Origin of the sequence: Natrinema sp. H-ect4, from assembly GCF_041894845.1 — an archaeon.
Taxonomy (GTDB): domain Archaea; phylum Halobacteriota; class Halobacteria; order Halobacteriales; family Natrialbaceae; genus Natrinema.
Genome location: NZ_JBHDYC010000013.1, coordinates 100,272 through 123,023, shown reverse-complemented (window position 1 = coordinate 123,023; position 22,752 = coordinate 100,272). Strand labels below are relative to the sequence as shown.

Here is a 22,752-nt window from a genome sequence, read left to right as displayed (position 1 = left end):
TCCCGAGGCTTGACCTCGGGGCCAGTTCACAACGAGACTATTCGTCTCGCCAAGGAAGGTGTTGACTGGAACTCGATTTCCCCTCGTCTCGAAGACGACGCCGACCTCGTGAAGAACACGACTCAACGCATCGTCGCCAAGGCACTCGAGGCGATAGAGAACTACTACGAGTACGACGACTACGGCAAACCCAGCCACACCAAGGACGGCACCTACCCTCTCCGAGCGAACTTCACGGAGGGGTATAACCTGTCGCTCACCGACGACGGCGACGTGGTGTTCCGCATCAGCGCGAAACCCTACAACCACGTCAAGGGCATCCTCGAAGGAAGTGACGCCCACCTCGACCTCCTCAAGACCGCACTCCAAGGCGACGAGTGGAAGGTCTCAACATCGGAGACGCTGTGGAATGACGGGAAGCCAGAACTCCACGTCAACATCCGCAACACCGAGCAAACCGTCCGAGACAAGCAGGACTCGCGGACGGTCGTCGGTGTGGATGTGAACGAGGACAATGTGGCGCTCACCGCGCTCTCAAAGGATGGCGTCGATGACTCGCTGGTTATCGACTTTCCCGAAATCAAGTTCGAGCGCCACCGCTACTTCACGATGCGAAAGCGCTTGCAGAACGCGGGGAAGGACAGCATTCACGACACGCTCGAAGGGCGTGAGGAACGGTTCGTCCGCGACCGACTCCACAAGGTGTCTCGGCACATCGTGGAGTGGAGCCAGCAGTTCGAGAAACCGTGCATTGTCTTTGAAGACCTCAAAGAGATGCGCGATAGTATCGACTATGGCACGCGGATGAACCGGCGCTTGCACCACCTCCCGTTCCGTGCCCTTCAGTTCTATACGTCGTACAAGGCGTCGTTCGAGGGCATACCGACTGGTTGGATTAACCCTGAGTACACCAGCCAGCGGTGTCCGATGTGCGGACACACGGAGCGAGCGAACCGCAACAAGAAGCGGTTCAAGTGCAAAGACTGTGAGCATCAAGACCACAGCGACCGTGGTGCAAGCGTCAACATCGCCGTGAAAGGCATCGAGAAGCATCAGAATTGGAATGTGCCCGCTCTCAACAGCCTTCCCCAAGTTCGGAAGGTGCGACGGCGGGCATCGGAGGCTGTGGACGCCCCGACCGCAACCCACTCGTCCGTTCGAGACGACCGTGACCCATCTCGGGGTGTGGCGTCGAGGATGGTGGGAGTGTCCGATTAAACTGCGGGAAGATAGAAGCCTCGGGGCTTGACCCCGAGGCGGTTCACAAAGAGGAGCACGTCGGGACAGCGGTCGCCATCGGACACATATCGCATCTGCTCGCCAATGTTCCGCCGTCCGCAATCCTCTCTGGCTTGTCCTCGAGCGCCGTACGAACCGGTCGATAGCATCCTCGCCAGCTTCCTGCGGTATTCGACAGGTGGTTCGAGTGAGGCAAGTTCACACTCGTCCTCGTCGTGCTCGTCTGGTATCGCGACGGACGCTCGGTCTCGGCCGCCTCCGACGTGGCCTCGAGCGACGATCCAAACTGCAGCGTGACTGGGCAGTGAGTTGGAAACGCCCCGATCCGAATTCACAGATAAACTGCCAGTAACTCGTCCTTTCGAGTCAGTAACCACGGTACAGCGGGTCGGACAGCCGCTGGTCACTGTCTTGTGATCCGTCGGACGGTCTCCGTTGTCGGCATGAAGTCGAAAGCAGGCTCTAGTAGGTGACTCGAAACAATGATCACCCGACGATACCCCTCGAACGAGTCTGGAGCATGGCGCACGATTCATTGCCGAGTACGGACGACGCCGCTCAGGGACGGGTGAGTAGCAGCGACCTCGAGCGAGCAACCGCCTCGCCGCCGGTCACCGTCCGCTGTGAAGGGGTCACCCACAAGTACGACGACTCCGGGATCCGGTCCACGTCGTCGCGAACCGTCACCGCGCTTCAGGATATCTCGTTTTCGGTCCGCGCCGGCGAGGTCGTCGGTCTCGTTGGTCCGAGTGGTAGTGGCAAGTCGACAGCGCTGCACATCGTCGGGGGGCTGCTCAAGCCCAGCGAGGGGATCGTCCACGTGCTCGACACGGATCTTCCGTCGCTTTCCGACGCCCAGCGGACCCGACTGCGCCGCGATCACATTAGCTTCGTCTTCCAGCAGTTCCACCTGCTGCCGTCGCTGTCGGCCCGTGACAACGTTGCCCTCCCACTGATCGAACGCGGCGTCGGACGACGCGAGCGCCAGCAGCGGGCGGCCACGTTACTCGAGCAGGTCGGTCTCGGAGATCGAATGACACACAAGCCGGGCGAACTCAGCGGCGGCGAACAACAGCGCGTCGGTATCGCACGGGCGCTGGTGACTGATCCTGAGATCGTTCTCGCCGACGAGCCGACGGGCGAACTCGACACCGAAACGGGCGACCGTGTTCTCGAACTGCTCGCCGACGTCGCGGACGATCGGACGGTACTGGTAGCGACCCACGATGAGCGGGCGATAGAGGTGACCGACCGCGTCCTCAGACTGCGTGACGGGGGAGTGACGACCGATGAGCGACGATAGCCCGGTGAGATTGGATGGCTGAGGAGACGCCGGAGCGGGATCAGAAACGGGCTCGCAGTGACCGACTTCGACGGTGGATCGGGCTCGTCCGGCTTTCGGTGGGCCGCCAAGTCGAGCAACTCCGCCGCCTGCCGAGACAGACCGCGGTGACGGTCGCCCTCGTCGCACTCACGATCGCGTTACTGGTAATCGTAACCGGAATCGCTGCGGGTCTCGCCGTCGATTCGACGGCTGACGAGGAGGCCGATGTCCGCGTTATCCCCGAGGGCGGCGGCACGCTCTCGTCGGTCGTCAACGTCGAGAGTGCGCGACTCGGAACCGTCCACAATACGACGGCAACAATCGAACGCCGTGACGGGATTGCATATGCGACCCCAGTACTCACGGAAGTCGTCCAGGTCACCACCGCGGGGGAAAACGAATCTGAAACCGTCTTCGCGATGGGTGTCGTACCGCCGGACGAACCGACGACGATCAACGGTATCTCGACCGCCTCGCTCGAGCCGGGAGATCCCCATTACGCGAACGGCAGCTACGACGGGCCACAAACAGGCGAAATCGTACTGACGGATGCTGCAGCCGACACGGTCAACGCGTCGGCGGGAGACGACCTCGCGGTTCGGAGTCCAACGGTCGATACAATGCTCCGCTCAGGCACCGACAATCGATCCCCTGCATACACCGTGACCACGGTCGAAGACACAGCGGCCAGCGACCTCAGCGGCGAGCTTCCGCTCGTCGTACTCCACCTGAGCGAACTCCAGGCAATGACGGGCGCCGATGACGCCGATCTTGCCGATCAAGTGCTCGTCGAAACCGAGTCGGGTGCGTCGACGGCGGTCGCCGAATCCGCGGCCGCAGATGCATACCCGAACGCGACGATTCAGTCTGGGGACGAGGGTGGGGTCACGTCAATCCGGAGCGACGACTTTGCGCTCGCGACGAGTCTCGTCGCCCTCGTCGTCGCGGTCGTGATCTGTGCGTTGTTCGTTGCGACCTCGTCGGCGCTGACGATCGACCGCGACCGACGAACCATCGCGGTGCTCGCAGCGGTCGGCTTCTCGGTCCGCTCGCGGCTGGCCATCGTCGCGATCACGACGCTCAGTCTGACGCTGGCTGGCGCGGTTGCCGGCGTCGTCCTCGGTATGGCCGGTATTTCGTTCACGAACTACGTGGCGACGGCGACCGTCGCACCGGGGCCGATTGCGATGTCCCGACCAGCATTCGGTCCCTACGCCATCGCGGTCGCCCTGGTTGCTGGCATCCTCGCGCTCCCATATCCGCTGTACCTCGTCGCTCGAACGAACGTCGTCACCGAACTGGGTCGATAGCCATGTGCGGGCTCTTTACCAAAGGACGCGCGGTCGCGCGGCTCGCGATCAGCCAAGTGCGTCATGAACGCGGCCGGACCGTGCTCGTCGTCCTTGCCATCGCGCTGGCCGTCCTCGCCGTCACGCTACTGGCGAGTCTCGGGCTCGGTGTCCTGCAGACCGGTGAAGAACGGTTCGACCAGGCCGAACAGGACGTCTGGATCTCGGGTGAGGCCGTCGAACTGACGGCGACCGGGAGTGTCGAAAACCCGATCACTGATTCCCACGACCTCGCCAGCGACCTCGAGGAGCGAGACGACGTCGAGGCGGCGACGCCGCTCGCGTTCCACGCGGTCTATGTCGGGACAGAGCCGGACGACCTCGAGCTCGTGACGAGCGTCGGCGTTCCGGGGACGGGGAGTGATACTACCGAGGACGGTGAGGGTTTCTCCGAGGGAGATAGCCACTATGCGAATGGCAGCTACGACGGGCCGATGAGTCAGGAGATCGTCATCGACCCGCAGACAGCTGAGCTGTTCGACATCGGCGTCGGCGACGCGCTCTACGTCGGGACGAGTCAAGCGAACGCTGCGGACCGTGAGTTCGAGGTCGTGGGAGTCTCGTCAGAGTACTCGCAGTTTCTCGGGACGTCGACGGTGACGATGCCGCTCAGCGAGTTACAGGAGATCGCCGGCACGACGGGCTCTGACCGGGCGACGTTCGTGACCGTCACGACGGCGGACGGTGTAGACCGAGCCACCGTCAGTGAGGACATCCAGCGGTCCTATCCGGAGTACGACGTGCGGACGAGCGACGAACAGTTCGAGTCAATGCTCCGAGAGTACCTGCTGGTGCTGGCCAGCGGCGCGACGCTCGTCGTGCTGGCACTGGTCGCCGGAATCGCACTGACGACGAACACCCTCGTTCTCGTGGCCGTCCAGCAGCGCGAGGAGATCGCGGCCTTGCGGGCACTTGGTCTCTCGCGCGGACTGATCGCCGGCGTGGTCGGCGGTCAGGGGTTCGCACTTGGTGCGATCGGCGGGCTCCTCGGCCTCCTCGCCACGCCGGTGGCCGCGTTCGCACTCGACCGCCTGGCCACCTCAGTCGTCGGGTTCGAGAATCTGCTGCGAACGCCGCCGAGTATCTACGCGGCCGGGCTTCTGATCGCAGTCGGCATCGGCACGCTCGGTGCCGTCGTCGCCGGCTGGCGTGCGGCGCGGTACGCCCGCGTCGACAACCTTCACACGTGACTTACACATCGCCTTGGAACACGAAGGCGAGTGCACTCAAAAGGAACTCGCCAAGAAGACTCATCTATAGTGACCGTTAGAACTTTTTACTCAGGCGTTATTGCTATGTGTAGTGGATCATCTCGACGAAATCTCTGTCGAGGAATTACAAGATACCCTCGACAATGTGGAAGGGAAGAAGCCGACACAACGGCTATTAGCAGCAATAGCATTCAAAAATGGCCTCACACAGACTGAACTAGCCGAGTGGTACGGCGTTCAGCGACGAACAATCTATAGCTGGCTCAAGCGACTCGACACCGACGAGTCGCTTGAGCAGGCTGTTACTGATGCTCAACGATCTGGGAGAAAACGGAAGCTTTCAGAAGAAGAGCAAAAAGAGTTTGAGGAAACAGTCCACGAATCTCCCGAGGAAGTTGACTTTGATGCGCCGGCGTGGACGCCGTCTCTCGTTCAACAGTATCTTGACGAGACGTACGGTGTCGAGTACTCAATCCCGAGTTGTCGGCGGTTGCTCAAAGAAGCGGGATTGAGCTTCCAAAAACCACGCCGGACAGCCGCTGAATCTGAAGCTGAGGAACAAGAAGCGTTCCGCGAGGAACTCAAAAAAAGCGGCGGGAAATGGACGCCACAGTAGTCTGTATCGATCAAACCAAGAAATCCGTCCAAGTTGAGCCGCGTGCCGCGTGGTTTCCTCGCGGCACGCGACCGTCTGTTGAATTGTCCGGACAACGCGACTGGACGTGTCTCTTAGGCGCGATCACTGAGGACGGTGATCGCTTCTTCTCTCGATTTGAAGAGTACGTTACCGCCGATCACGCCAAACATTTCATTCTCGCATTATGCAAAGAGTTCGAAGATGACCTGATTATTGTGTTGGATGGAGCGCCGTATTTTCGGGCGTCGGCCGTCACGGACCTGGCGGCCCGTGACGACCTCGCCTTCGTGACATTACCAGCGTACTCGCCAGAGCTAAATCCCGTCGAAGAGTGCTGGAGACAACTCCAAGCGGCACTCAGCAACCGCTTCTTTGACTCACTTAACGACCTCACAACAGCGATTGATACAGCTCTTAATCGAATCTCTGTACCAGAAGTGAGTAATTATTTCTAATTTCTACTATAGTAACATGGACTATTCGAAATGCGGCCACCCAGCTCAAAGACGAAGATCTAGTTAATGAACGAATATCCATCCAAGATGCTCGTCAGCGCCTCTATTCCATCTCCGAGTGAGTGTTGTAATCCGCTGAGCAGTCTACTATTTTTCTACGAGGAGAGAATCACTCCGTTTACGGCGGGCGTGAATCCGACAGTTCCTTCACGAACCACGTATCGACGCTTATGCGGATATTTAAGCGGTACTGGTTCATAACATGACATACACCGAGGCGGTCACACCGCCCACCCAATTGCACAATATCGGGACTCTGAGACCCAGAACGTTCGAGATGCCCTCTCGAACCGCTGTGGTGTCGCGGTCAGCAAGATAACTCCGAGTCCCCTACCGGGATAGGAGTAACGGCGGTGTGGCCCCGCCAGTAGTCCAGTCATGCCGACCGGGTTACAAACCAGCAAATATCCCAACCCAGCGGTGCGGTGCCGTGGGAAGCCTCGCCGTCGTCGGGCTCCGCCCGACTGCTTGAGGGAGCGAAGCTCCCTCTCCGTTTACGGCGAGGAGGAGGTCACATTGGTCGTTCCCCTGGAGTGTTGGGTTACGGAGTACCAAGCAGATATCAACGCGGCCGCGAATATCGCCGGACGCGTGAACTGTCTCGGGGTCAAGCCCCGAGGCACTCGCCTCGGACCGCCTGTAGATCCATGGGGGGAGAGCGTTCCTTGGAAACCAGAGCGCGATGACTCGCCACGGAATGGGAGCCGTTGTGACACGGCCACAGGACACCGCACGCCGAGTCAGCAATCCCGACAGACGACGCTTGCGGCCTTCGAATCCTGAAACCTCCGACGCGAGGCTTCCCTTGTAGGAAGCCCCGCCCTGTAGGGCGGGTGAGGATGTCACTGTCCTAAGGGCGCTTGGAAGACTCTATAGGGAATCGTCTCGTTCTCTCGAACAACCGTGCCAACGTTTGGCCGAACAGAATCTGGGAAGTGGCACATCGTCGGTCCTGATGGGTGCCGATATGGGCGAGCGTTTACTGACGAGACTGAGGACGCGCCCGACAAGTCGGTTACAGCAACAGATATTGTCACATACGAACCACCCGGATCACCAGACAACAGTCAATCTCGTTCGAGATCGCTCTCTTCGAGAGGAGACTCTCTTCTACAGAGCCAGAACGATAATCAACGAATTGTCTTCCCGAGTGACGTTCGCGAGAGCAGTTCTGAAATGTGTCGTTCATGCCGCTTACAACTAGACCACCATCAGAAACGGCGATCACGGGTCATCACTCAGCTCAAGCGAGTAACGCCGATTCGCGACGGTGGCTGGAACCCAGTCGAGCAAGATACCAGACGCCCCTGTAATTGGTGTCGGGCCCATGAATTCACCACCTGGCACAGTGATGAGCTCAGCTGTACAGTCTGTCCAGCCTGTGGCCGACTCTTCGAGACACCACTTGGTGAGCCAACTGCCGAGAATCAGCCAAAAGCTACCCGCTTACCGGATACTCCAACTGAGCCGGTTGAACCGATCGTGTTCGGAACATCACTCCCAGACTACGACCCCACCGGGCTGGTGGGGAGCAATCGGCCGCTGATCAAATACCGCGACAAGCACAAATATGCTGAGCTGGTATTCGAACTCGAGCGGACTGGCCACGCGTTCTCAGCCGAGGGGATCGCTGCACTTGAACAGATTCGCTCGAACTACGCCGACCAAGTTGCTGACAACGATACCCACCAGACGGATGTCACGCTAGAAATCGGTATGACTCCACGTACGGTAACGATCAAGGGGATATTCCCCGAGGATAGTTCGTCAGTGATCGGAACGTGTTGGGACATCGTGAGCGATCCGACCAAGTGGTTCCCGATCGGGTGGCCAGAGCAGGGATGGATCCACCGCCGATCAGCGGATCCCTCTATCCCTGGTGACGAGCCCGTTGTGGATGCCTTTCCCCGCCTTCAGACACAGACACCAGCTAACTCAGTTGACCTCGAGACGATTCGACAGGTAACCGAGCCAGGCCGCTATGACCGAGGAACCCGCTACTACGAACGTGGATCGGTGACGGATATCGAGTACGTCGACGATTCCCTCCAGGCGACAGTCCAAGGGAGCCGGCCATACGATGTCCAGGTCACACTCTCACAGGGAAGCTATGTCAGTGGCCAATGTAGCTGCCCCGATGATGCGGTGCCCTGTAAGCATATCGTCGCCGCCGTGTTAGCTAGTGGCGACGTTGAATCCGTCGGCGATAGTCAATCGCTCGACACCCTCCTCGAAGCGGCGTCCGCTGAAGAGCTTCGGACCGTGCTTGCTGAGTTCGCGAACGAAGATCTGAGACTCCGGAAACACCTCTATGAGGTGCTTGGCGAAGACTGAGTGCAGTACCCAGCGGAGTTGTTCTCCACGTTCTCGAGTCCAATTACGAACAGTCACAGACTACTCGGCGTGGAACTCCTGGGGAGAACTGAACTCGGTAAGATCCTCAATACGAGCCTCGAGTTCGTCAATTTCCTCGCGTAGTTCAGCAGCTTCAGGGTCGTCACTGGCCGCCAATTGATCCTTGAGTCCCTGCAATCGCGTTTCCTTGTGCTCTTCGTCGACATCCGTTTTCCGGACGTATTCGCGGTCTTCGATCTCATAGACGTCACTTGGCCTGAGTTCCGTGACCTCGAGGGCCTCGTCGACCTTACTGGAATCAACGCTGGTAACGCGCTCGCGAGGAATGCCAGCGTCCTCGAGGGTAGTGAGCACATCCTCTTCATCCCGTAACGATCGATATTCACGGCTGGTCCGCTGCACCGAGCCGAACTGGGCGTGAATGGGCTGATCGTGGTGGATCCGCTCGAGTAAAATGTCGGCCACGTCCTGTCGGAGATCGTCGGCATTGCGTTGCACGTCAGAGAGCAGCGTATAGAGGTTCACCAGTGTGGCTGTCTCGAGTCCACTGAGATCGGTCACATCGTGGCGCTCGAGCGCATCAGTGAGGAGCAAAGTATCGGCATAGACAGCAAGGTCTGGTTCAGTCCGTTCACGTTCGGTCTCAGTCTCCGGCGCCTGGACGAGCCGAGAAGGGCCCGGTTCGTCACTCTCGTGGATCAATCCCTCACGCTCATCGATCTCAAAGCGGGGATGCAGACTCAGAACGGCTGGATAGGGGTCTGCGTCGGACGGTAAGCGCTCGAGGTCGAACGCATCGGTTGCATCGCCGATTCGACGGGCAAGCGTCTCGAACTGCTCGCGTTGGAGTGGACGCTTCTCCCCAGAGTCGAGAAGTTCGATAACGATCCGATGCTCCTGGACATCTGTGATCTGAATTGACATCCTCCCGCGCCTAAAGACGCGGGAATCCCACGGCACCGCACCGCTGGATTGGGATATTAGGGTTTGCAGTCTACCACCGCTTCCCGAGGTTGGAATCCTCGGGAGAGGTCATGAAGGTAGACGCCGGGCTGTGCCAACCAGCCGGTACTCCTATCCGCGTCCAAACTGGACGCTGACTCAGAGTTACTTTCGTCGTTGATGTTGAGACGGATGTTCTCCGCCCCATTCACGTCAGCGTTAAATGCGGCGTCACAGTCCTCACAGACGTACAGACCACGTTCAACACGCTGATTATCGTCTTCTCTACCACAGGTGCAACACGTCTTGCTCGTGTCGCGCTCTGACACTTCTACGACTTCGATGCCCTCGACCTTGGCTTTGTATTCGAGGATGTTTGTGAATCGGTCGAATGCCCACCCGTGCAGGTCGAGGTTTCCGTGCTTCCCCCAGTTCTTCGCCTCGCTGTTCTCGTCCTCACGGACACCAGCGAGATTCCCGACGTTGATTCGGCCAACTTCTTTCTCGACACACCGTTCAACGATGTGTTTGGCAAGACTGTGGAAGAAGTGCGTGCGGCGCTCCGACCACTTCGCGTGGAGACGAGTTGCCCTCTCCCCGTCTGAATCGTCACATTTGGCTATTTCTTTCGGGAAGTAGTACCCGTCCTGTTTCAAGCGGTTTCCGGGGCACAAGTCGGCTTCCTCGGTACTGTACGCAACAGCCGCGAAGTTATAGATGCCAAGGTCGATGCCCGCCGTCTCGTTGCCGGGAGCGTTGGGCGTCCCGATTTCGTCTTTGCAGACGAGGTGGAGTTCCCATCGTCTCTTTGCCTTGTCGTAGACGGCGCGAACCTGTTGCAGGTTCTCGACGGTGACGCCGGGTCGTGTTTCGTATTCGACAAGGATGTATTCCCACGCTTTGGGATGTTCCTTGTGGTTCGCGCCCTTCGAGAGTCGGACGCGATTATTCTCCGTGTCGTGACGAATGCCGTTCTGCTTCCACGTGACCGTTGAACGAGGGTGTTCCTCGTGGACGCGGTTGCCGTCTTGGTCGTAGTAGTTTTTCTTGCGGTAGCCGGGCGGATTCGCTCGATTATCAGACTTCCTCTTCCCGTACCACGAGTTGAAGGCTTCAGCGAGTTCCTCCAGAACGCGCTGACTGGACTGGCTATGCAGTCCTTTGTATTTGGTATGACCTTTCAACTCGTCTTTGAGGTCGCCATGGTCGGGGATCTCGCCCGTCTCCTCCCATACTTGATGGGAGTGGTAGTTGGCGACGTTCCAGAGTTTGCTGGCGCTCTACCCGTGCCGGTCAAGCGGTTCCTCTACCTGTGAGTGGTTGAGGATGTTCGCTCGGTGAGTGCGGTGGATTTCCAACATCACGGAACGCCTGTATAATCGGTTATAATAGCTTTTCTTGTAAAGATTCGGATTAAGAACGATGGAATATCCGGCCCTGCCATTGATGGTGGGTTGTGGAGGTGTTGTCAGATTCATCCTGACCCTAAAGGGTCGGTATTCTCCTCGATTCTGTATAAACCGGCAACTATCCCAACCCGCGGTACGGGAAGCCTAGCCGTCGTCAGGCTACGCTCGACTGCTTGAGGGAGCAACGCTCCCTCTCCGTTTACGGCGAGGAGGATTCACAGGTCCATCCCACCGTTGACATCGATCACTTCCCCCGTCACGTACGAGGAGTCCTCGCTGGCGAGAAACCGAACGACGGCCGCGATGTCCTCGACGTCGGCCAACCGCGCGAGCGGGATGCCGGCGATGATCCGGTCGAGCACTTCGTCCGGGACGCTCTCGAGCATGTCGGTCGCGGTGAAGCCGGGCGCGACGCAGTTGGCCGTCGAGCCGCCCTGGGCGAGCTCGAGGGCGATCGTTCGGGTGAAGCCGAACATGCCGCTTTTCGCGGCGGCGTAGTTGGCCTGGCCGAAGTTGCCCTGTTTGCCGACGACGCTCGAGATGTTGATCAGTCGGCCCTCCTCGGCGTTCCAGATATCGTCGTAGAACAGTTGAGTACAGTTGAACATGCCGCCGAGGTTAACGTCCATGACGCGGTCCCACTCCTCGCGGGACATCTCCGTGAACTGCTTGTCGGCCGTGATCCCGGCGTTGTTCACGAGCACGTCGGCCGGGCCGAACGCCTCGTGACAGATCTCGACCATGTGTTCGACCTCGGCGCGATTGGAGACGTCGGCCCTGGCCGCGACGGCAGACCCGCCCGCCGATTCGATCGCATCGACGGCGTCGTGTGCTGCCCCTTCCGATGATCGGTAGTTAATGACGACGTTCGCACCTTCCTGACCGAGATACTCCGCGATACCCCGACCGATTCCCTTCGCCGAGCCCGTAATCACACAGGTACGACCATCCATGGACATGAGTCGAACATTCAACGTCCGATGGTAAATAACGACCCGTTAGTTATCAAGATATCGTGGCTGAAACAAATCCGACTCGGAGCTGGTGGCAACGCTGTATAGCCCCGTCGAGCAGTGCCGAATCGGGCGTAGTTCACCGCCGATCCAGTTGTGCTGTCGAGTGAGTCGCAGACGTGAGTGACCGACCGCTACGGAGTTCGATCTCTGGAGACTCTACGGGCAGGAAAATCGAAACGGGAACCCGTGGAGAGGGAAACGGGGTGAGCTACTCGTCTCGAGCCTGGTCGATCCAGTCCTCGATCCGGCTGGGCGAGATCCCCGTTTCGGCGGCGAGTTCGGCGACGTCGGCGGCTGCGAGCTGATCGAACGTCTCGATCTCGGCCGCGGCGAGGTCCTCCGCGTACGCTTGCCCGACGCCCGTCAGATCGGTGAGATCGTCGGTTTCGGACTCGATCTTGGAAGCGGCCTCCTCGCCGGCGACTTCCTCGACGACATCCTCATCGACAGTCATCTCGCCCGGCTCCGCGGGCTCCGCCTGAACGTCTTCTTCGGCGCGCTCGACGATCTCGTCGTCCGAGCGGTCGCTCGTCTCGGACTCGAGAGCAGTGTCGGCAGCGGCGTCAGTGTCCTCGGATTCTAGCGTCTCGGGTTCGGACTCCACGTCGGTGTCGGTCGACCGGGCTTCGAACCAGTCACAGACCTCCGGCCAGAGTTCCTCGTGGCTCCGCGAGGAAACGGACATCCCGATGTGACCCGTCGCGAACTCGAGGATCTCGGTGTCGGTCGAGGAGACCGTGTCGTTGAACGGCTTGGACGCCTCCGGCGGGATGAGGTGGTCGTACTCCGCGACGATCTGGAGGACGGGCATGTCGATATTCGTGATATCGACGTGTTCGCCGCCCAGCTCGAGTTCGTTCTCGTAGAGCTTGTTCTCCTGGTAGATATCCCGGATGAACTCCTCGTAGGCGACGCCGGCCATGTCGATACCCTCGTCGAGCCAGCGCTCCATGCGAGCGAAGTTCTCGACGAAGTCCTCGTCGTCCATGTTGTCGTAGAACCGGACGTACTTCGTCACGTTGTTCGCGACGGGATCCATCAGTGCGAACCCGATATCGAGGAACTCCGCGGGAACGTTGCCGAAGGTATCGGTGACCCGTTCGGGGTCGTAGTAGTCCTCGCCACCCCAGAGTTCGAGGACGCCGCCGTCGCCGTCGAAACAGAGGCCGGCGGCCATCAGCGCAAGGTTCTCGACTTTCTCGGGGTACAGCGAGGCGTACATGGCCGACTTCGTGCCGCCCATGCAGTAGCCGAGGATATTGATCGAATCCCGCCCGGAGCGCTCGCGGACGACGTCGACGCAGTTGTCGATGTAGCGGTTGACGTAGTCGTCGATGGACAGCGAGCGATCCAGCTTGGAGGGCTCGCCCCAGTCGATCAGGTAGACATCGAAGCCGGCCTCGAGCAGCGTCTGGACCACGGAGCGGTCGGGCTGGAGATCGAGGATGTACGGCTTGTTGATCAGCGCGTAGACGATGAGGATGGGAACGCCGTGTTGCTCATCCGTCATCGGCTCGTAGTGGAGGAGCTCGAGTTTGTTCTCCTCGTAAACGACCTCGCTGGGCGTCTGCCCGACGTCGATGTTCTCGACGGTTTCGGTGCGCTCGGGCACGACCTTCGTCTTCTCGGCCAGATTGGCGGTCGCCTCCCAGGCCTGCCGTTGCACGTTCAGTGCGGTTGCGAAGGGGTTGTTCATTGCTTGTCTTCGACGTGCTCGAGCACGCGGTCGAGTTTCTGCTCGACGGCGTGCTGGCGGCGCTCGAGTTCGACGAGGCGGTCACCGATTTCGACGACATCGCCTTCGGTCGCAAAGCCCAGCGAGTTGAGCGTCTCCTGGGCGGCCTCGTCGGCCTGTTCCTGAAGCTCGAGGACGTCGCCGACGGTCTCGCCGGTCATCTTGGCGAAGGCGGTCGTCGACATGACCTCCTTGAACGCCTCGTTCGCCGTGTTGAGCCAGATGTCGCGGAACTCCTCGATATCGACGTCCTCGCCCTCGAGCTGATCGTTCGCCCGCTCGACCATCTGCTGGGAGGCGGTCATCCACGTCTCGTAGGCGCGAGCGTAGCCCTCGACGCCGTCGGAGATCTCGGTGTCGTCGCTGGCCTCGCCGACGGTCTCCGACCAGCTCTCGACGAACTGCGCCTGCGCTTCCATATTGTCCTCGAGGGCCTCGAGGAACTGCTCGTTCCACTGTTCCGCGAACGCGTTCCAGTCTTGCATCGGGGGTTGTGAGTCTGACATGGGGTGAAAATTGACGGTTGTACGGTAAAAAACTGCGCCCGGATCTACGCCGAGACGTCGAACTCGTCGGCGGCCTCTTCGACGTTTTCGGCGACGGCACCGACGTTCTCCTCGACCTGCTCGTGGGCCTCGAGGTAGGCGTCGAACGACGTGTCGACGACCTCGGAGTAGCTCTGGGCGAACTCCTCGTAGGCGACCTCGGACTCCTCGAGCGCTTCGAGGTAGGCGTCGATCGACTGCGACTGGGCCTCGGTGGCCGAGTCGAAGCCGTCGTCGACGAGTTCGCGGAGTTCGCCGAAGTCGGCGGCCTCCTCGGGCAGCGACGCCTCGAGGGCGTCGAAGTAGGCGTGAATTGCGCCCTTGGTCAGTTCGGCGTTGGACTCGGCGAGCGAACTCGAGGTCTCAACGGCGTCGGCGAAGGCGCTGATCGAGGTCTTCTGGGCCTCGAGGGCGTCGTGGGTGAGGGACTGGCTCTGTTCGATTGCGGTGCGCTGTGCGTCGAAGACTGCGGTGAATGGGTTCTGTGTCATGATTGATCCTCTCGGTTGCGTTTGACGGGAACGACGATCGTCTGGACGATATCGCCCTCTTTGATGTCGAGGGCTTCCCGTTCAGGGCCGGGAATGCTGATCCGACCGCCGCTCTGGACGCGGGCCTTGAACGTCGCCGTGCCCATGTTCATGGGACCGAACGCCGAGGCGTTCTCGAGCGGGTTCGCTGACGTGGCCTGCAACAACTGTTTCATCATCTCCTGCTGGGATTCGGCGACCTGCTCGCCGGCTTCCTGCATCTCCTGCATTCCCTCCGTAAACATCGCGGGTGGGAACCAGGGCGATCGGTCGGAGTCGTCCGTCATCAACAGTATATTGGATCGCAGACACCATAAGGCTTTCCACTAGATACCATCTAATGGTAGAGAGTGGTTTTGGCTGGATTGGTCCACCGATTACTGACTCGAACGAGCGACGGCCGCGATCAGAACCAGACCGTAGCGATCCAACTCAAACACCGAAATCGGACGGAATCGCGCCATCAAGAAAGGGTTACTGCAGATTCAAGTCAGTAAAACGGTGGTCAACGACCCCACCCTACTTCGCTCACCCTGACGGGTTCGCTCGTTCCTTGAGGAAGGGGACTCCGCGCTACCGCTTCAGTTGAAACAGCCAAAGAAGTCATATATGCGCCACGCCTAGCCGCCCGTAGATGTCACACCAGAACGCTGGCGAAGACAACCTCGCTGCCATGACGAACGCGTGGTCGGCGATGACGCGAGGGTTTCTTCGAACTGCGACTGCGGCGAATCGTGCCGCCGTCTCCGCGATGCTTCCAACCATCGACGGCGAGAGCGGCTCGGAAACGAACAGGACCGCCCCGCCGATCCCGTCGGTCGAGTACTCCGATCTCGACTGGCAGTTCGATCGCACCGTCGACGATCCCGATCACATCAGCGTCGGCGACACCGTCACGTTCGAGAAGGCGCTCACCGACGCGGATGTCCGCGCGTTCGCCGCGGTCAGCGGCGACACGAACCGCCTCCACCTCGACGACGAGTTCGCCGCCGATACCCGCTTCGGCGAGCGCATCGTCCACGGAACACTCGTCTCCGGGCTCATCAGCGCCGCCCTCGCTCGGCTCCCCGGACTCACCATCTACCTCTCACAGGACCTCGAGTTCAGCGGCCCCGTCGGCGTCGGCGACCGGGTGTCAGCCCGCGTCGAGATCGTCGAAGACCTGGGGAACGAGCAGTACCGCCTCGAGACGGTCGTCCGCGACGAGGACGACGACGCGACCGTGATCGACGGCGAGGCCGTCGTGCTGATTGACGACCTGCCCGCGGAGTAGCGTTTTTCATCGGTTCGAGCCAGCGTTTTCTGCGATACACTGAGACGGACTCCTGTCAGTCAGTTCCGGCGTACCCGCGACCCGCCATGCGGGTGTGCCGGGACACAGTGACAGCAAACCGGCTGACAGCAGTGCTGCTAAGTAGCTCCTCGCGGAACGGCCGGGCATGAGCCTCTTCGGAACTGCAGGAATTCGCGGCCCGGTCGAGGACGTTTCGCCCTCGCTCGCGCTCGCCGTCGGTCAGGCTGCCGGTGACCCCGGCGAAACGTTCGTCGTCGGTCGCGACGGCCGGGAGACGGGACCCGCGCTCGCGGCGGCGATGGAGGCCGGCCTCGAGAGCGCCGGGGCCGATGTTCGCCGGCTCGGACAGGTACCGACCCCGACGCTCGCCTTCGCCTCGCGCGGGCGACGCGGCGTGATGCTCACGGCGAGTCACAACCCGCCCGCCGACAACGGCATCAAACTCTTCGCCGACGGTGTCGAGTACGACGGCGACGCGGAGCGGACAGTCGACGACCGCGTCGCGAGCGAGGGCACGCGACTCGCTCGCTGGGACGAGTGGGGCGAATCCGAACGCCTCGCCGTGCTCGATCGGTATCTCGATGCCGTCGAGGGCTACATCCGCGAGCGCTTCGGTGACCGGACTCCGAACGCCGAGGACGCACCGCCGGACGAACCGCTCGCGGGGCTTCGGATCGCCGTCGACTGCGGCAACGGCGTGGGCGCGCTCGCGACGCCACAGGTCCTCGAGCGACTCGGCGCGGATATCGTCGCGATCAACGCGTCCGTCGACGGCCACTTCCCGGGCCGCGAGAGCAAACCCACGCCGGAGACGCTCTCGGAGTTTACCGCGTTTCTCGACGATGGCAGCTTCGATCTCGGACTTGCTCACGACGGCGACGCCGACCGCCTCGTCGTCCTCGGTCCCGACGGGTCGGTGATTCACGAGGACACCGTCCTCGCCGTCGTCGCAGCACGCTACACGGCCGACAGCGACGCCGATGATCCCGTCGTCGTCACCACGCCCAACGCCTCCGCGCGCATCGATGAACGGGTTCGCGCGGCCGGCGGCAGGGTCGAACGCGTCCGACTGGGGTCGCTCCACGAGGGAATCGCGCGCGAACGCTCTCGAGGAGGCGAGGACACCGAGCTCGTCTTCGCCGCCGAACCCTGGAAACACATCCACACCGCCTTCGGCGGCTGGATCGACGGCGTGGTCAGTGCCGCGGTCGTCGCGGCGCTCGTCGCCGACGCCGGCGATACCGATCGACTCCGGGACCCCGTTACCGAACGCCCCTACCGAAAGGTCAGCATCGAGTGCCCGGACGCGGCCAAAGCCGACGTGATGACCGCCCTCGAGACCGAGCTCCCCGCGGCGTTTCCGGAGGCGACGGTCGACACGGACTACGGCGTCCGCCTCGAGTTCGCGGACGCGTCGTGGCTGCTCGTTCGACCGAGCGGAACGGAGCCGTACGTCCGCCTCTACGCGGAGAGCGATTCCGTCGACGCCCTCGTCGACGACGCGCGTTCGGTCATCGAAACGGCCGTCGAGAAGCGCCGGTAACCGGTCGACATTTTTTGGTAGCCGCCCGCCGAACCCGTCGGCATGGACGAGCTTATCACCGCCGCTCGCGACGTCCAAGACCGAGCACACGTTCCCTACTCCGAGTACCGGGTCGGTGCTGCCCTCGAGACGGCCGCCGGCGAGATATTCGTGGGCTGCAACCTCGAGAACGCAAACTTCAGCAACAGCCTCCACGCGGAAGAGGTCGCGATCGCGGAAGCGGTCAAGAACGGCCATCGGGAGTTCGCCCGGCTGGCCGTGAGTTCGGGCCGCCGCGACGGCGTCACGCCCTGCGGAATGTGCCGGCAGACGCTTACAGAGTTCTGCGACGACGACCTCGTCGTCTACTGCGACGAGGGCGAGGGGGAGGAGCCGACCGAGTACACGCTCGGCGAACTGCTGCCGAACACGATCAGTCAGGAAACGCTCGAGTAGCGGCGATCTGTTCGTTGCTCAGTACTGCCGTTCGAACGCCAGCGGACCGGAGACAGTGTAGTACGGCCCGCCGAGCCGTCCGACGGTATCGAGATCGCGCATATCGATCTGGCTGTCGGTCAGGAGGTCGTCGTCGACGTGGACGTACTGAACGTCGCCGAGAATCATCAGCTTGTCGTGGACCTCGATCGAATCGTGGAGTCGACACTCCATCGAGACGGTCGCGTCCGCGACGCGCGGCGCTGAAACCGTTCGCGACTCGCCGCGTTCGATATCGACGAGACCGAACTCGCTCTCGTCTTCCGGAAGGGCCGCGGAGGTGTGGTCCATCCGCTCGATATCGGCTTCGGTGACGATGTTGACGACGAATTCGCCGCTCTCGAGAGCATTGCGAGCCGTATCCTTCAGTTCGCTTCGCTCTCCGTTCGGCGTGTTGAACAGCACAGTGGGCTCCTTCAGTGAGACGTAGTTGTAGGAACTGAACGGCGCGAGGGTATCGACGCCCGCGTCGCTCACCGTACTGATCCAGGCGATCGGTCGCGGGGTGACGACGGTTTTGACGAGCCGTGCGATCTCGCCGTCCGTTCGGTTCGCGGGCGCGAATTCGTGCATCGACTCGTCGATACGCGGCCCGGCTACTCAAGTCTGCGTCTCGAGGAACTCCCCGAGAATCGTCCGGTGACACCGCTTCTTCTCGGTGTTCTCGTAACAGACCAGCGCCAGCGACTCGCCGGACGCCAGCCGGTCGTCCAGCGCTGTGAGCGCTGCTCGCGCGTCGTCGTCGGTCTCGAGGTACTCGCGATACGCCTCACCGAACCCGACCTGGTCCCACGCGGCGTTGTGAGCCCCTTCCTCACAGAGGCCCTGCATTTTCATGTCCTCCTCGGCGTCGTGCATGGACTCGAGCAGGTCGACCGGTGGGCCGAGTTCGGGCCGATTCTCGTCGACGGTCGCGTGAAACCACGACGTCGGCCGTCGAACGACGCCCACGCGCGTCGCGTCCGGCGGCAACTCGACCAGTTTGTGCTGGATCGCAGCGACGTAGGTGTCCGTCAGCGTCCCTCGGACCATGCCGGACCGGTACGCGCGCCCCGCATTTATATACAGCGTCGCCTCGAATCGAGGCTATTCAATGTCTCACGACAGCGAAGACCCGAACGCCGACGTTCAGTATCACCTCGAGGTCGGTCCCGACGACGTGGCCGAGACCGTGCTCCTCCCGGGAAACCCCGAGCGCCTCGAGAAGATCGTCGCGTTCTGGGACGACTACGAGATGCGGGCCCACCACCGCGAGTACCGAACGGCGACGGGTGAGGCCGACGGAACGCCCATCTCGGTCACCTCGACCGGCATCGGCAGCCCCTCCGCTGCGATCGCCGTCGAGGAACTGGCTCGAGTCGGCGTCGAGACGTTCATCCGGGTCGGCTCCTGCGGTGCGATCCAGCCCGAGATGGCCGTCGGCGACCTGGTGATCACGACCGGCGCGGTCCGCCAGGAGGGGACCAGCGACGAGTACGTGCGCGAGGACTACCCGGCCGCCGCGGATTACGAGGTGGTCTCCGCACTCGTCGCCGCCGCCGAACGGCTGGGCTACGAGTATCACACCGGCGTGACGATGAGCGCGGACTCGTTCTACGCCGGCCAGGGCCGGCCGGGGTTCGACGGCTTCGAAGCCGCCGGCGCCGACGACCTGGTCGATGAACTCAAAGCGGCGAACGTCACCAACATCGAGATGGAGGCCAGCGCCATCCTCACGCTCGCGAGTCTGTACGGGCTCCGGGCCGGCGCCGTCTGTACCGTCTACGCCAACCGCGAAACCGGCGAGTTCCGGACCGAAGGAGAGTCCCGCGCCGCCGAAACCGCGACGCTCGCGACCCATCTGCTGGCGAAAATGGATGCCGTCAAACGGGAGAAAGGCGTCGACCGCTGGCACGCCGGCCTCTCGCTCGAGTAGCACTTCGGAATCGAATAGCCGTCCGGAATCGACGAGTTCACCGTGTCAATCTCGCATCCGGATGATGCCGTTCTCGAAGATCTTGCGGTTCGGGACGATGTACTCCTCCGAGTCGTCCTCGATCTTGGTGACGAACAGGTCGACCTCCTGAACGATGCCCGTCTGGTCGCCGATTCGGACCTCGTCGCCGATCCCGTAGGGCTGGTTGAGAAGGAGATAGATACCGGCGGCGCTCGAGACGAGGAAGTCTTTGAAGGCGACGGTACCGACGATGACGATCCCAATGGCGTACACCGTCAGCAGGATCAACAGCGCCAGCACGTGAACGCCGATCTGGCCGAGCGCGATGATGAACGTGACGTACAGCACGGAGTACTTGACCAGTTTCGGGATGACCGACACCTCGGGGAGCTTGACGCCCCGCAGATACTCGCTGACGATCAGTTCCGACTTGTCCGCGACGATGAATCCCAGAATGAGCACGAGCACGGCGATGAACAGCTGCGGGATGAACTCGGTGACGCGGAGCCAGAACGCATCGGTGTCCAGCAACTGTGCGATGTGGATCGCGGTGAGCACCGCGATACCGTAGATGAACCAGGAACTCAACCGGGCGACGATCTCGACCGTCGAGGTCCCGATCGACTGGGCCGTCCGCTCGAACGGTGTTCCTTCGACGGCTTCCGGGACGCCCGAGGCCGAGAGCAACTCCTCGTTGAGCCTGCCGACGAGATAGCCGACGACGAGCCCGAGCGCGAGCACCGCCGCGGCGATGACGGCCGGCTCGTTGACGAACGGCTGCCAGTCCACCATATCAGTACGCCTCCGGATCGACCTCCAGAATGAGTTCACCGCCCTTGAACGCCCGGACAAGCCCGTCGCTTTCGGACAGCACGATCGCGATCGCGTTGGTGTCCCGCGTGATCGCGCCGCCGGCCATGTGCCGTGCGCCCAGTCCTTTCGGAATGTCGACCCCCTCTGCCGACGGCTCGAGGTAGCGATACGCCGAAACGATCTTGCCCGCATCAGAGATGATAAACGCCCCGTCGAGCCGCGAGAACTCCTTTAACATGACGTTCACGATTGGATCGCCGACGTGGACGTGAGATTTCTCGAAGGGGTTGTATGAAAGCGGGCGGGACTTGTTCATCACCTTCCCCGCGTCGCCGACGATGAACAGCGCGCCGACGGGTTTCCCCTTCTGGCCCTTCTGCCCCAGTTCGATCGCCAGCTCGAGGACCGCCTTGACCACTTCGGGGTCCGCGCGGGACTTGGCGAAGATGTCGTAGATCCCGGTGTGGTTTTCCACGTCAGCACGGACGCGAGAGACCGTATCGATTCCGTCCCCGAAGACGCTCGTCGCACAGGCGAGTTCGTCACCGTCTTCGATCACGCCCTGTTCGAGCGCACCCTCGAGTCCGAATCGGATCCGCTCGGAGATGTCCTCGAACTCGAGGGGGAGTTCGACGAACGTCTCCGCACTCACGGCGTTTTCGGTGCCGACGACGACCACATCGAGGTCTTCGACGGCCACGAACCGCTCGTAGTACGAACCGCTCGGTGAAAAGAGTACGACGGCATCGACACTCGCGAAGAGATCCCCGAACACGTCGTCTATCCCGGCCATTGATACTACAACTCGGTCCTGCGCGAATAAGCGTTATGGGGCGTCTGACGCTCGTCTGCCGATTCTATCCGAATCCTGCCGAATTCAAAACATCTGTCATTACTTCGCCATTCGATTCGGGACAGCCCACGGGAGGCGACTGATCGCACCCCGTCGTCGTCCTTCACCCGGTTCTCGGTTCGCGAGAAGAGTTTCGATCGATATCAGCGTCGGCTCACCTCGCCGAATTCGGCCTCGAGCAACGGTATCAACCGTCACGGTCTCCGTGTTCCCACTCCGCTCCACGATCCGTTCAGTGCGCACGGCTCGCTTCGGTCACTGGTCGCGAACTCGAGACCTCACTGTGCTCGCGTCTCGCAGTGCGCGAGACCGGATCGGACCACGGTCGCAGCAAAGCTGCTCCCTGATTTGAATCGTCGTCGCGATGCGTCTCCTCGCGAAATTGCTCGGAGAAGCATTCGCGAGACCGGATTCGAACCGCGAGGACTTCGCTTCGCTCGTCCCCTGGGCCACGAATCCGCTGGCTGCATTCTCCGCTCACGAAGTTGTTCGCGGAGAATGCGCGGGACCGGATTCGAACCGGAGCAAGACGATCGCTCTCGCTTCGCTCGAGCGCTGCGACTTGCAGGATTCGAATCCGCTCCTGCTCCCTCACTCGTTTTCTCACTTCGTTCGAAAACTCGTTCAGTGCTCACGGCTCACTTCGCTCACCGTTCGCAAAACCGAGACGCTCACTACGATCGCGTCTCGCAGTGCGCGGGACCGGATTCGAACCGGCGGACCCCTACGGGACAGCGTCCTAAGCGCTGCGCCGTTGGCCTAGCTTGGCTACCCGCGCCCGGTCCCGACTTTTCTCGAGTCGAGTAAGTAGCTGTCGGTCCACGTCAAGGGCGCTTCACCGGCTCTTCCGGCGACCAGTCCGGCGGGACGATAAACGTCACGTGCTCCGGATCCCGAAGCTGGTGGAGCTCCGCGGCCTGCTCGGCCAGCGACCGCTCCCGATACGGCATCTCGAGTCCGCAACCGGTACAGACGAGTTTGCAGGTTGGCTCTTTCATGGGGCGTCGTGAACCGACACCGACGGCTGGCGTC

At 61.5% G+C, this 22,752-nt stretch carries 21 protein-coding genes, 1 tRNA gene and 2 pseudogenes; 11 read left to right on the top strand and 13 right to left on the bottom strand.

The features are described 5' to 3' along the window. The 7 genes and pseudogenes from ACEWFR_RS17065 to ACEWFR_RS17035 form a co-directional block, all read left to right on the top strand. Positions 1–1,218 (top strand): RNA-guided endonuclease InsQ/TnpB family protein (locus tag ACEWFR_RS17065; protein ID WP_374062182.1); only part of this gene is annotated, 1,218 nt, incomplete at its 5' end. Between the two features lie 541 nt (positions 1,219–1,759). Continuing rightward, positions 1,760–2,542 carry an ABC transporter ATP-binding protein gene (locus ACEWFR_RS17060; protein ID WP_374062181.1) on the top strand — a complete coding sequence of 261 codons (783 nt, stop codon included), beginning with the start codon at positions 1,760–1,762 and terminating at the stop codon, positions 2,540–2,542. A 14-nt stretch (positions 2,543–2,556) separates the two neighbouring features. Continuing rightward, complete coding sequence (locus ACEWFR_RS17055) at positions 2,557–3,873, top strand: ABC transporter permease (protein ID WP_374062180.1); 1,317 nt, start codon at positions 2,557–2,559, stop codon at positions 3,871–3,873. 2 nt (positions 3,874–3,875) lie between these two features. Beyond that, complete coding sequence (locus ACEWFR_RS17050) at positions 3,876–5,102, top strand: ABC transporter permease (protein WP_374062179.1); 1,227 nt, start codon at positions 3,876–3,878, stop codon at positions 5,100–5,102. A gap of 112 nt (positions 5,103–5,214) precedes the next feature. Beyond that, positions 5,215–6,215 (top strand): IS630 family transposase gene (locus tag ACEWFR_RS17045; protein ID WP_374062178.1). Its coding sequence is split into 2 segments (ribosomal slippage): positions 5,215–5,707 and positions 5,707–6,215, totalling 1,002 coding nucleotides; the frame shifts between segments, so codons are not numbered across the junction. Between the two features lie 591 nt (positions 6,216–6,806). Then, a pseudogene (locus tag ACEWFR_RS17040) lies at positions 6,807–7,058 on the top strand (hypothetical protein); the annotation flags it as partial. Positions 7,059–7,757: 699 nt separating this feature from the next. Continuing rightward, positions 7,758–8,609, top strand: coding sequence for an SWIM zinc finger domain-containing protein (locus tag ACEWFR_RS17035; RefSeq protein WP_374062177.1), 852 nt, complete (start codon positions 7,758–7,760; stop codon positions 8,607–8,609). A gap of 60 nt (positions 8,610–8,669) precedes the next feature. Here ACEWFR_RS17035 and ACEWFR_RS17030 read toward each other — a convergent pair whose 3' ends face one another. The 7 genes and pseudogenes from ACEWFR_RS17030 to ACEWFR_RS17000 all read right to left on the bottom strand — a co-directional run bounded on the left by ACEWFR_RS17030 (position 8,670) and on the right by ACEWFR_RS17000 (position 15,094). Beyond that, a complete protein-coding gene (locus tag ACEWFR_RS17030; RefSeq protein ID WP_374062176.1) occupies positions 8,670–9,554 on the bottom strand; it encodes a hypothetical protein in 885 nt (294 codons plus the stop codon). 56 nt (positions 9,555–9,610) lie between these two features. Next, positions 9,611–10,933, bottom strand: a pseudogene (locus ACEWFR_RS17025) (RNA-guided endonuclease InsQ/TnpB family protein). Between the two features lie 263 nt (positions 10,934–11,196). Continuing rightward, the gene (locus tag ACEWFR_RS17020) at positions 11,197–11,940 is read right to left on the bottom strand and encodes a beta-ketoacyl-ACP reductase (RefSeq protein WP_374062175.1); all 744 of its coding nucleotides are present in this window, start codon (positions 11,938–11,940) and stop codon (positions 11,197–11,199) included. A gap of 265 nt (positions 11,941–12,205) precedes the next feature. Continuing rightward, a complete protein-coding gene (gene phaC / locus ACEWFR_RS17015) occupies positions 12,206–13,693 on the bottom strand; it encodes a class III poly(R)-hydroxyalkanoic acid synthase subunit PhaC (RefSeq protein WP_374062174.1) in 1,488 nt (495 codons plus the stop codon). Then, the gene (locus ACEWFR_RS17010; RefSeq protein ID WP_374062173.1) at positions 13,690–14,238 is read right to left on the bottom strand and encodes a poly(R)-hydroxyalkanoic acid synthase subunit; all 549 of its coding nucleotides are present in this window, start codon (positions 14,236–14,238) and stop codon (positions 13,690–13,692) included. Before ACEWFR_RS17010 ends, phaC begins: the two co-directional genes overlap by 4 nt. A gap of 44 nt (positions 14,239–14,282) precedes the next feature. Further along, positions 14,283–14,768 (bottom strand): hypothetical protein, encoded by a 486-nt coding sequence (locus tag ACEWFR_RS17005; RefSeq protein ID WP_374062172.1) that lies wholly within the window; start codon positions 14,766–14,768, stop codon positions 14,283–14,285. Next, a complete protein-coding gene (locus ACEWFR_RS17000) occupies positions 14,765–15,094 on the bottom strand; it encodes an AbrB/MazE/SpoVT family DNA-binding domain-containing protein (protein ID WP_374062171.1) in 330 nt (109 codons plus the stop codon). The genes ACEWFR_RS17005 and ACEWFR_RS17000 overlap by 4 nt, the downstream gene beginning before the upstream one ends. Positions 15,095–15,441: 347 nt before the next feature. Between ACEWFR_RS17000 and ACEWFR_RS16995 the strand changes: the two genes are divergently transcribed. From ACEWFR_RS16995 to cdd, 3 genes are all read left to right on the top strand, one after another. Continuing rightward, the gene (locus tag ACEWFR_RS16995; protein ID WP_374062170.1) at positions 15,442–16,080 is read left to right on the top strand and encodes a MaoC family dehydratase; all 639 of its coding nucleotides are present in this window, start codon (positions 15,442–15,444) and stop codon (positions 16,078–16,080) included. A gap of 166 nt (positions 16,081–16,246) precedes the next feature. Continuing rightward, a complete protein-coding gene (locus ACEWFR_RS16990; protein WP_374062169.1) occupies positions 16,247–17,644 on the top strand; it encodes a phosphomannomutase in 1,398 nt (465 codons plus the stop codon). Positions 17,645–17,686: 42 nt separating this feature from the next. Further along, complete coding sequence (gene cdd, locus ACEWFR_RS16985) at positions 17,687–18,079, top strand: cytidine deaminase (RefSeq protein ID WP_374062168.1); 393 nt, start codon at positions 17,687–17,689, stop codon at positions 18,077–18,079. 18 nt (positions 18,080–18,097) lie between these two features. Here cdd and ACEWFR_RS16980 read toward each other — a convergent pair whose 3' ends face one another. Next, positions 18,098–18,691 (bottom strand): flavin reductase family protein, encoded by a 594-nt coding sequence (locus ACEWFR_RS16980; protein ID WP_374062167.1) that lies wholly within the window; start codon positions 18,689–18,691, stop codon positions 18,098–18,100. A gap of 27 nt (positions 18,692–18,718) precedes the next feature. After that, positions 18,719–19,150 carry a DUF488 family protein gene (locus tag ACEWFR_RS16975; RefSeq protein WP_374062166.1) on the bottom strand — a complete coding sequence of 144 codons (432 nt, stop codon included), beginning with the start codon at positions 19,148–19,150 and terminating at the stop codon, positions 18,719–18,721. 61 nt (positions 19,151–19,211) lie between these two features. Between ACEWFR_RS16975 and ACEWFR_RS16970 the strand changes: the two genes are divergently transcribed. After that, positions 19,212–20,033: a nucleoside phosphorylase gene (locus tag ACEWFR_RS16970; protein WP_374062165.1), complete on the top strand. Its 822-nt coding sequence runs from the start codon at positions 19,212–19,214 to the stop codon at positions 20,031–20,033. Positions 20,034–20,078: 45 nt separating this feature from the next. On the opposite strand, the gene ACEWFR_RS16965 is transcribed toward ACEWFR_RS16970, so the two are convergent. The 4 genes from ACEWFR_RS16965 to ACEWFR_RS16950 all read right to left on the bottom strand — a co-directional run bounded on the left by ACEWFR_RS16965 (position 20,079) and on the right by ACEWFR_RS16950 (position 22,718). Further along, positions 20,079–20,846 (bottom strand): mechanosensitive ion channel family protein, encoded by a 768-nt coding sequence (locus ACEWFR_RS16965; RefSeq protein WP_374062164.1) that lies wholly within the window; start codon positions 20,844–20,846, stop codon positions 20,079–20,081. A gap of 1 nt (position 20,847) precedes the next feature. Continuing rightward, entirely contained in the window at positions 20,848–21,660 is an 813-nt protein-coding gene (gene dacZ, locus ACEWFR_RS16960) for a diadenylate cyclase DacZ (RefSeq protein ID WP_374062163.1), read from the bottom strand. A 753-nt stretch (positions 21,661–22,413) separates the two neighbouring features. Further along, positions 22,414–22,498, bottom strand: a tRNA-Leu gene (locus ACEWFR_RS16955). Between the two features lie 46 nt (positions 22,499–22,544). Then, a complete protein-coding gene (locus ACEWFR_RS16950) occupies positions 22,545–22,718 on the bottom strand; it encodes a hypothetical protein (RefSeq protein WP_176548193.1) in 174 nt (57 codons plus the stop codon). Positions 22,719–22,752: the final 34 nt, after the last annotated feature.

What these genes read in the sequence shown, in the direction of transcription:
- ACEWFR_RS16980 (WP_374062167.1), bottom strand. Translation starts at nt 18,691, where the DNA reads ATGCACGAATTCGCGCCCGCGAACCGAACGGACGGCGAGATCGCACGG.
- ACEWFR_RS16950 (WP_176548193.1), bottom strand. Translation starts at nt 22,718, where the DNA reads ATGAAAGAGCCAACCTGCAAACTCGTCTGTACCGGTTGCGGACTCGAG.
- ACEWFR_RS17010 (WP_374062173.1), bottom strand. Translation starts at nt 14,238, where the DNA reads ATGTCAGACTCACAACCCCCGATGCAAGACTGGAACGCGTTCGCGGAA.
- ACEWFR_RS17030 (WP_374062176.1), bottom strand. Translation starts at nt 9,554, where the DNA reads ATGTCAATTCAGATCACAGATGTCCAGGAGCATCGGATCGTTATCGAA.
- cdd (WP_374062168.1), top strand. Translation starts at nt 17,687, where the DNA reads ATGGACGAGCTTATCACCGCCGCTCGCGACGTCCAAGACCGAGCACAC.
- phaC (WP_374062174.1), bottom strand. Translation starts at nt 13,693, where the DNA reads ATGAACAACCCCTTCGCAACCGCACTGAACGTGCAACGGCAGGCCTGG.
- ACEWFR_RS16975 (WP_374062166.1), bottom strand. Translation starts at nt 19,150, where the DNA reads ATGGTCCGAGGGACGCTGACGGACACCTACGTCGCTGCGATCCAGCAC.
- ACEWFR_RS17055 (WP_374062180.1), top strand. Translation starts at nt 2,557, where the DNA reads ATGGCTGAGGAGACGCCGGAGCGGGATCAGAAACGGGCTCGCAGTGAC.
- ACEWFR_RS16995 (WP_374062170.1), top strand. Translation starts at nt 15,442, where the DNA reads ATGTCACACCAGAACGCTGGCGAAGACAACCTCGCTGCCATGACGAAC.
- ACEWFR_RS17020 (WP_374062175.1), bottom strand. Translation starts at nt 11,940, where the DNA reads ATGTCCATGGATGGTCGTACCTGTGTGATTACGGGCTCGGCGAAGGGA.
- dacZ (WP_374062163.1), bottom strand. Translation starts at nt 21,660, where the DNA reads ATGGCCGGGATAGACGACGTGTTCGGGGATCTCTTCGCGAGTGTCGAT.
- ACEWFR_RS17000 (WP_374062171.1), bottom strand. Translation starts at nt 15,094, where the DNA reads ATGACGGACGACTCCGACCGATCGCCCTGGTTCCCACCCGCGATGTTT.
- ACEWFR_RS17050 (WP_374062179.1), top strand. Translation starts at nt 3,876, where the DNA reads ATGTGCGGGCTCTTTACCAAAGGACGCGCGGTCGCGCGGCTCGCGATC.
- ACEWFR_RS16965 (WP_374062164.1), bottom strand. Translation starts at nt 20,846, where the DNA reads ATGGTGGACTGGCAGCCGTTCGTCAACGAGCCGGCCGTCATCGCCGCG.
- ACEWFR_RS16970 (WP_374062165.1), top strand. Translation starts at nt 19,212, where the DNA reads ATGTCTCACGACAGCGAAGACCCGAACGCCGACGTTCAGTATCACCTC.
- ACEWFR_RS16990 (WP_374062169.1), top strand. Translation starts at nt 16,247, where the DNA reads ATGAGCCTCTTCGGAACTGCAGGAATTCGCGGCCCGGTCGAGGACGTT.
- ACEWFR_RS17005 (WP_374062172.1), bottom strand. Translation starts at nt 14,768, where the DNA reads ATGACACAGAACCCATTCACCGCAGTCTTCGACGCACAGCGCACCGCA.
- ACEWFR_RS17060 (WP_374062181.1), top strand. Translation starts at nt 1,760, where the DNA reads ATGGCGCACGATTCATTGCCGAGTACGGACGACGCCGCTCAGGGACGG.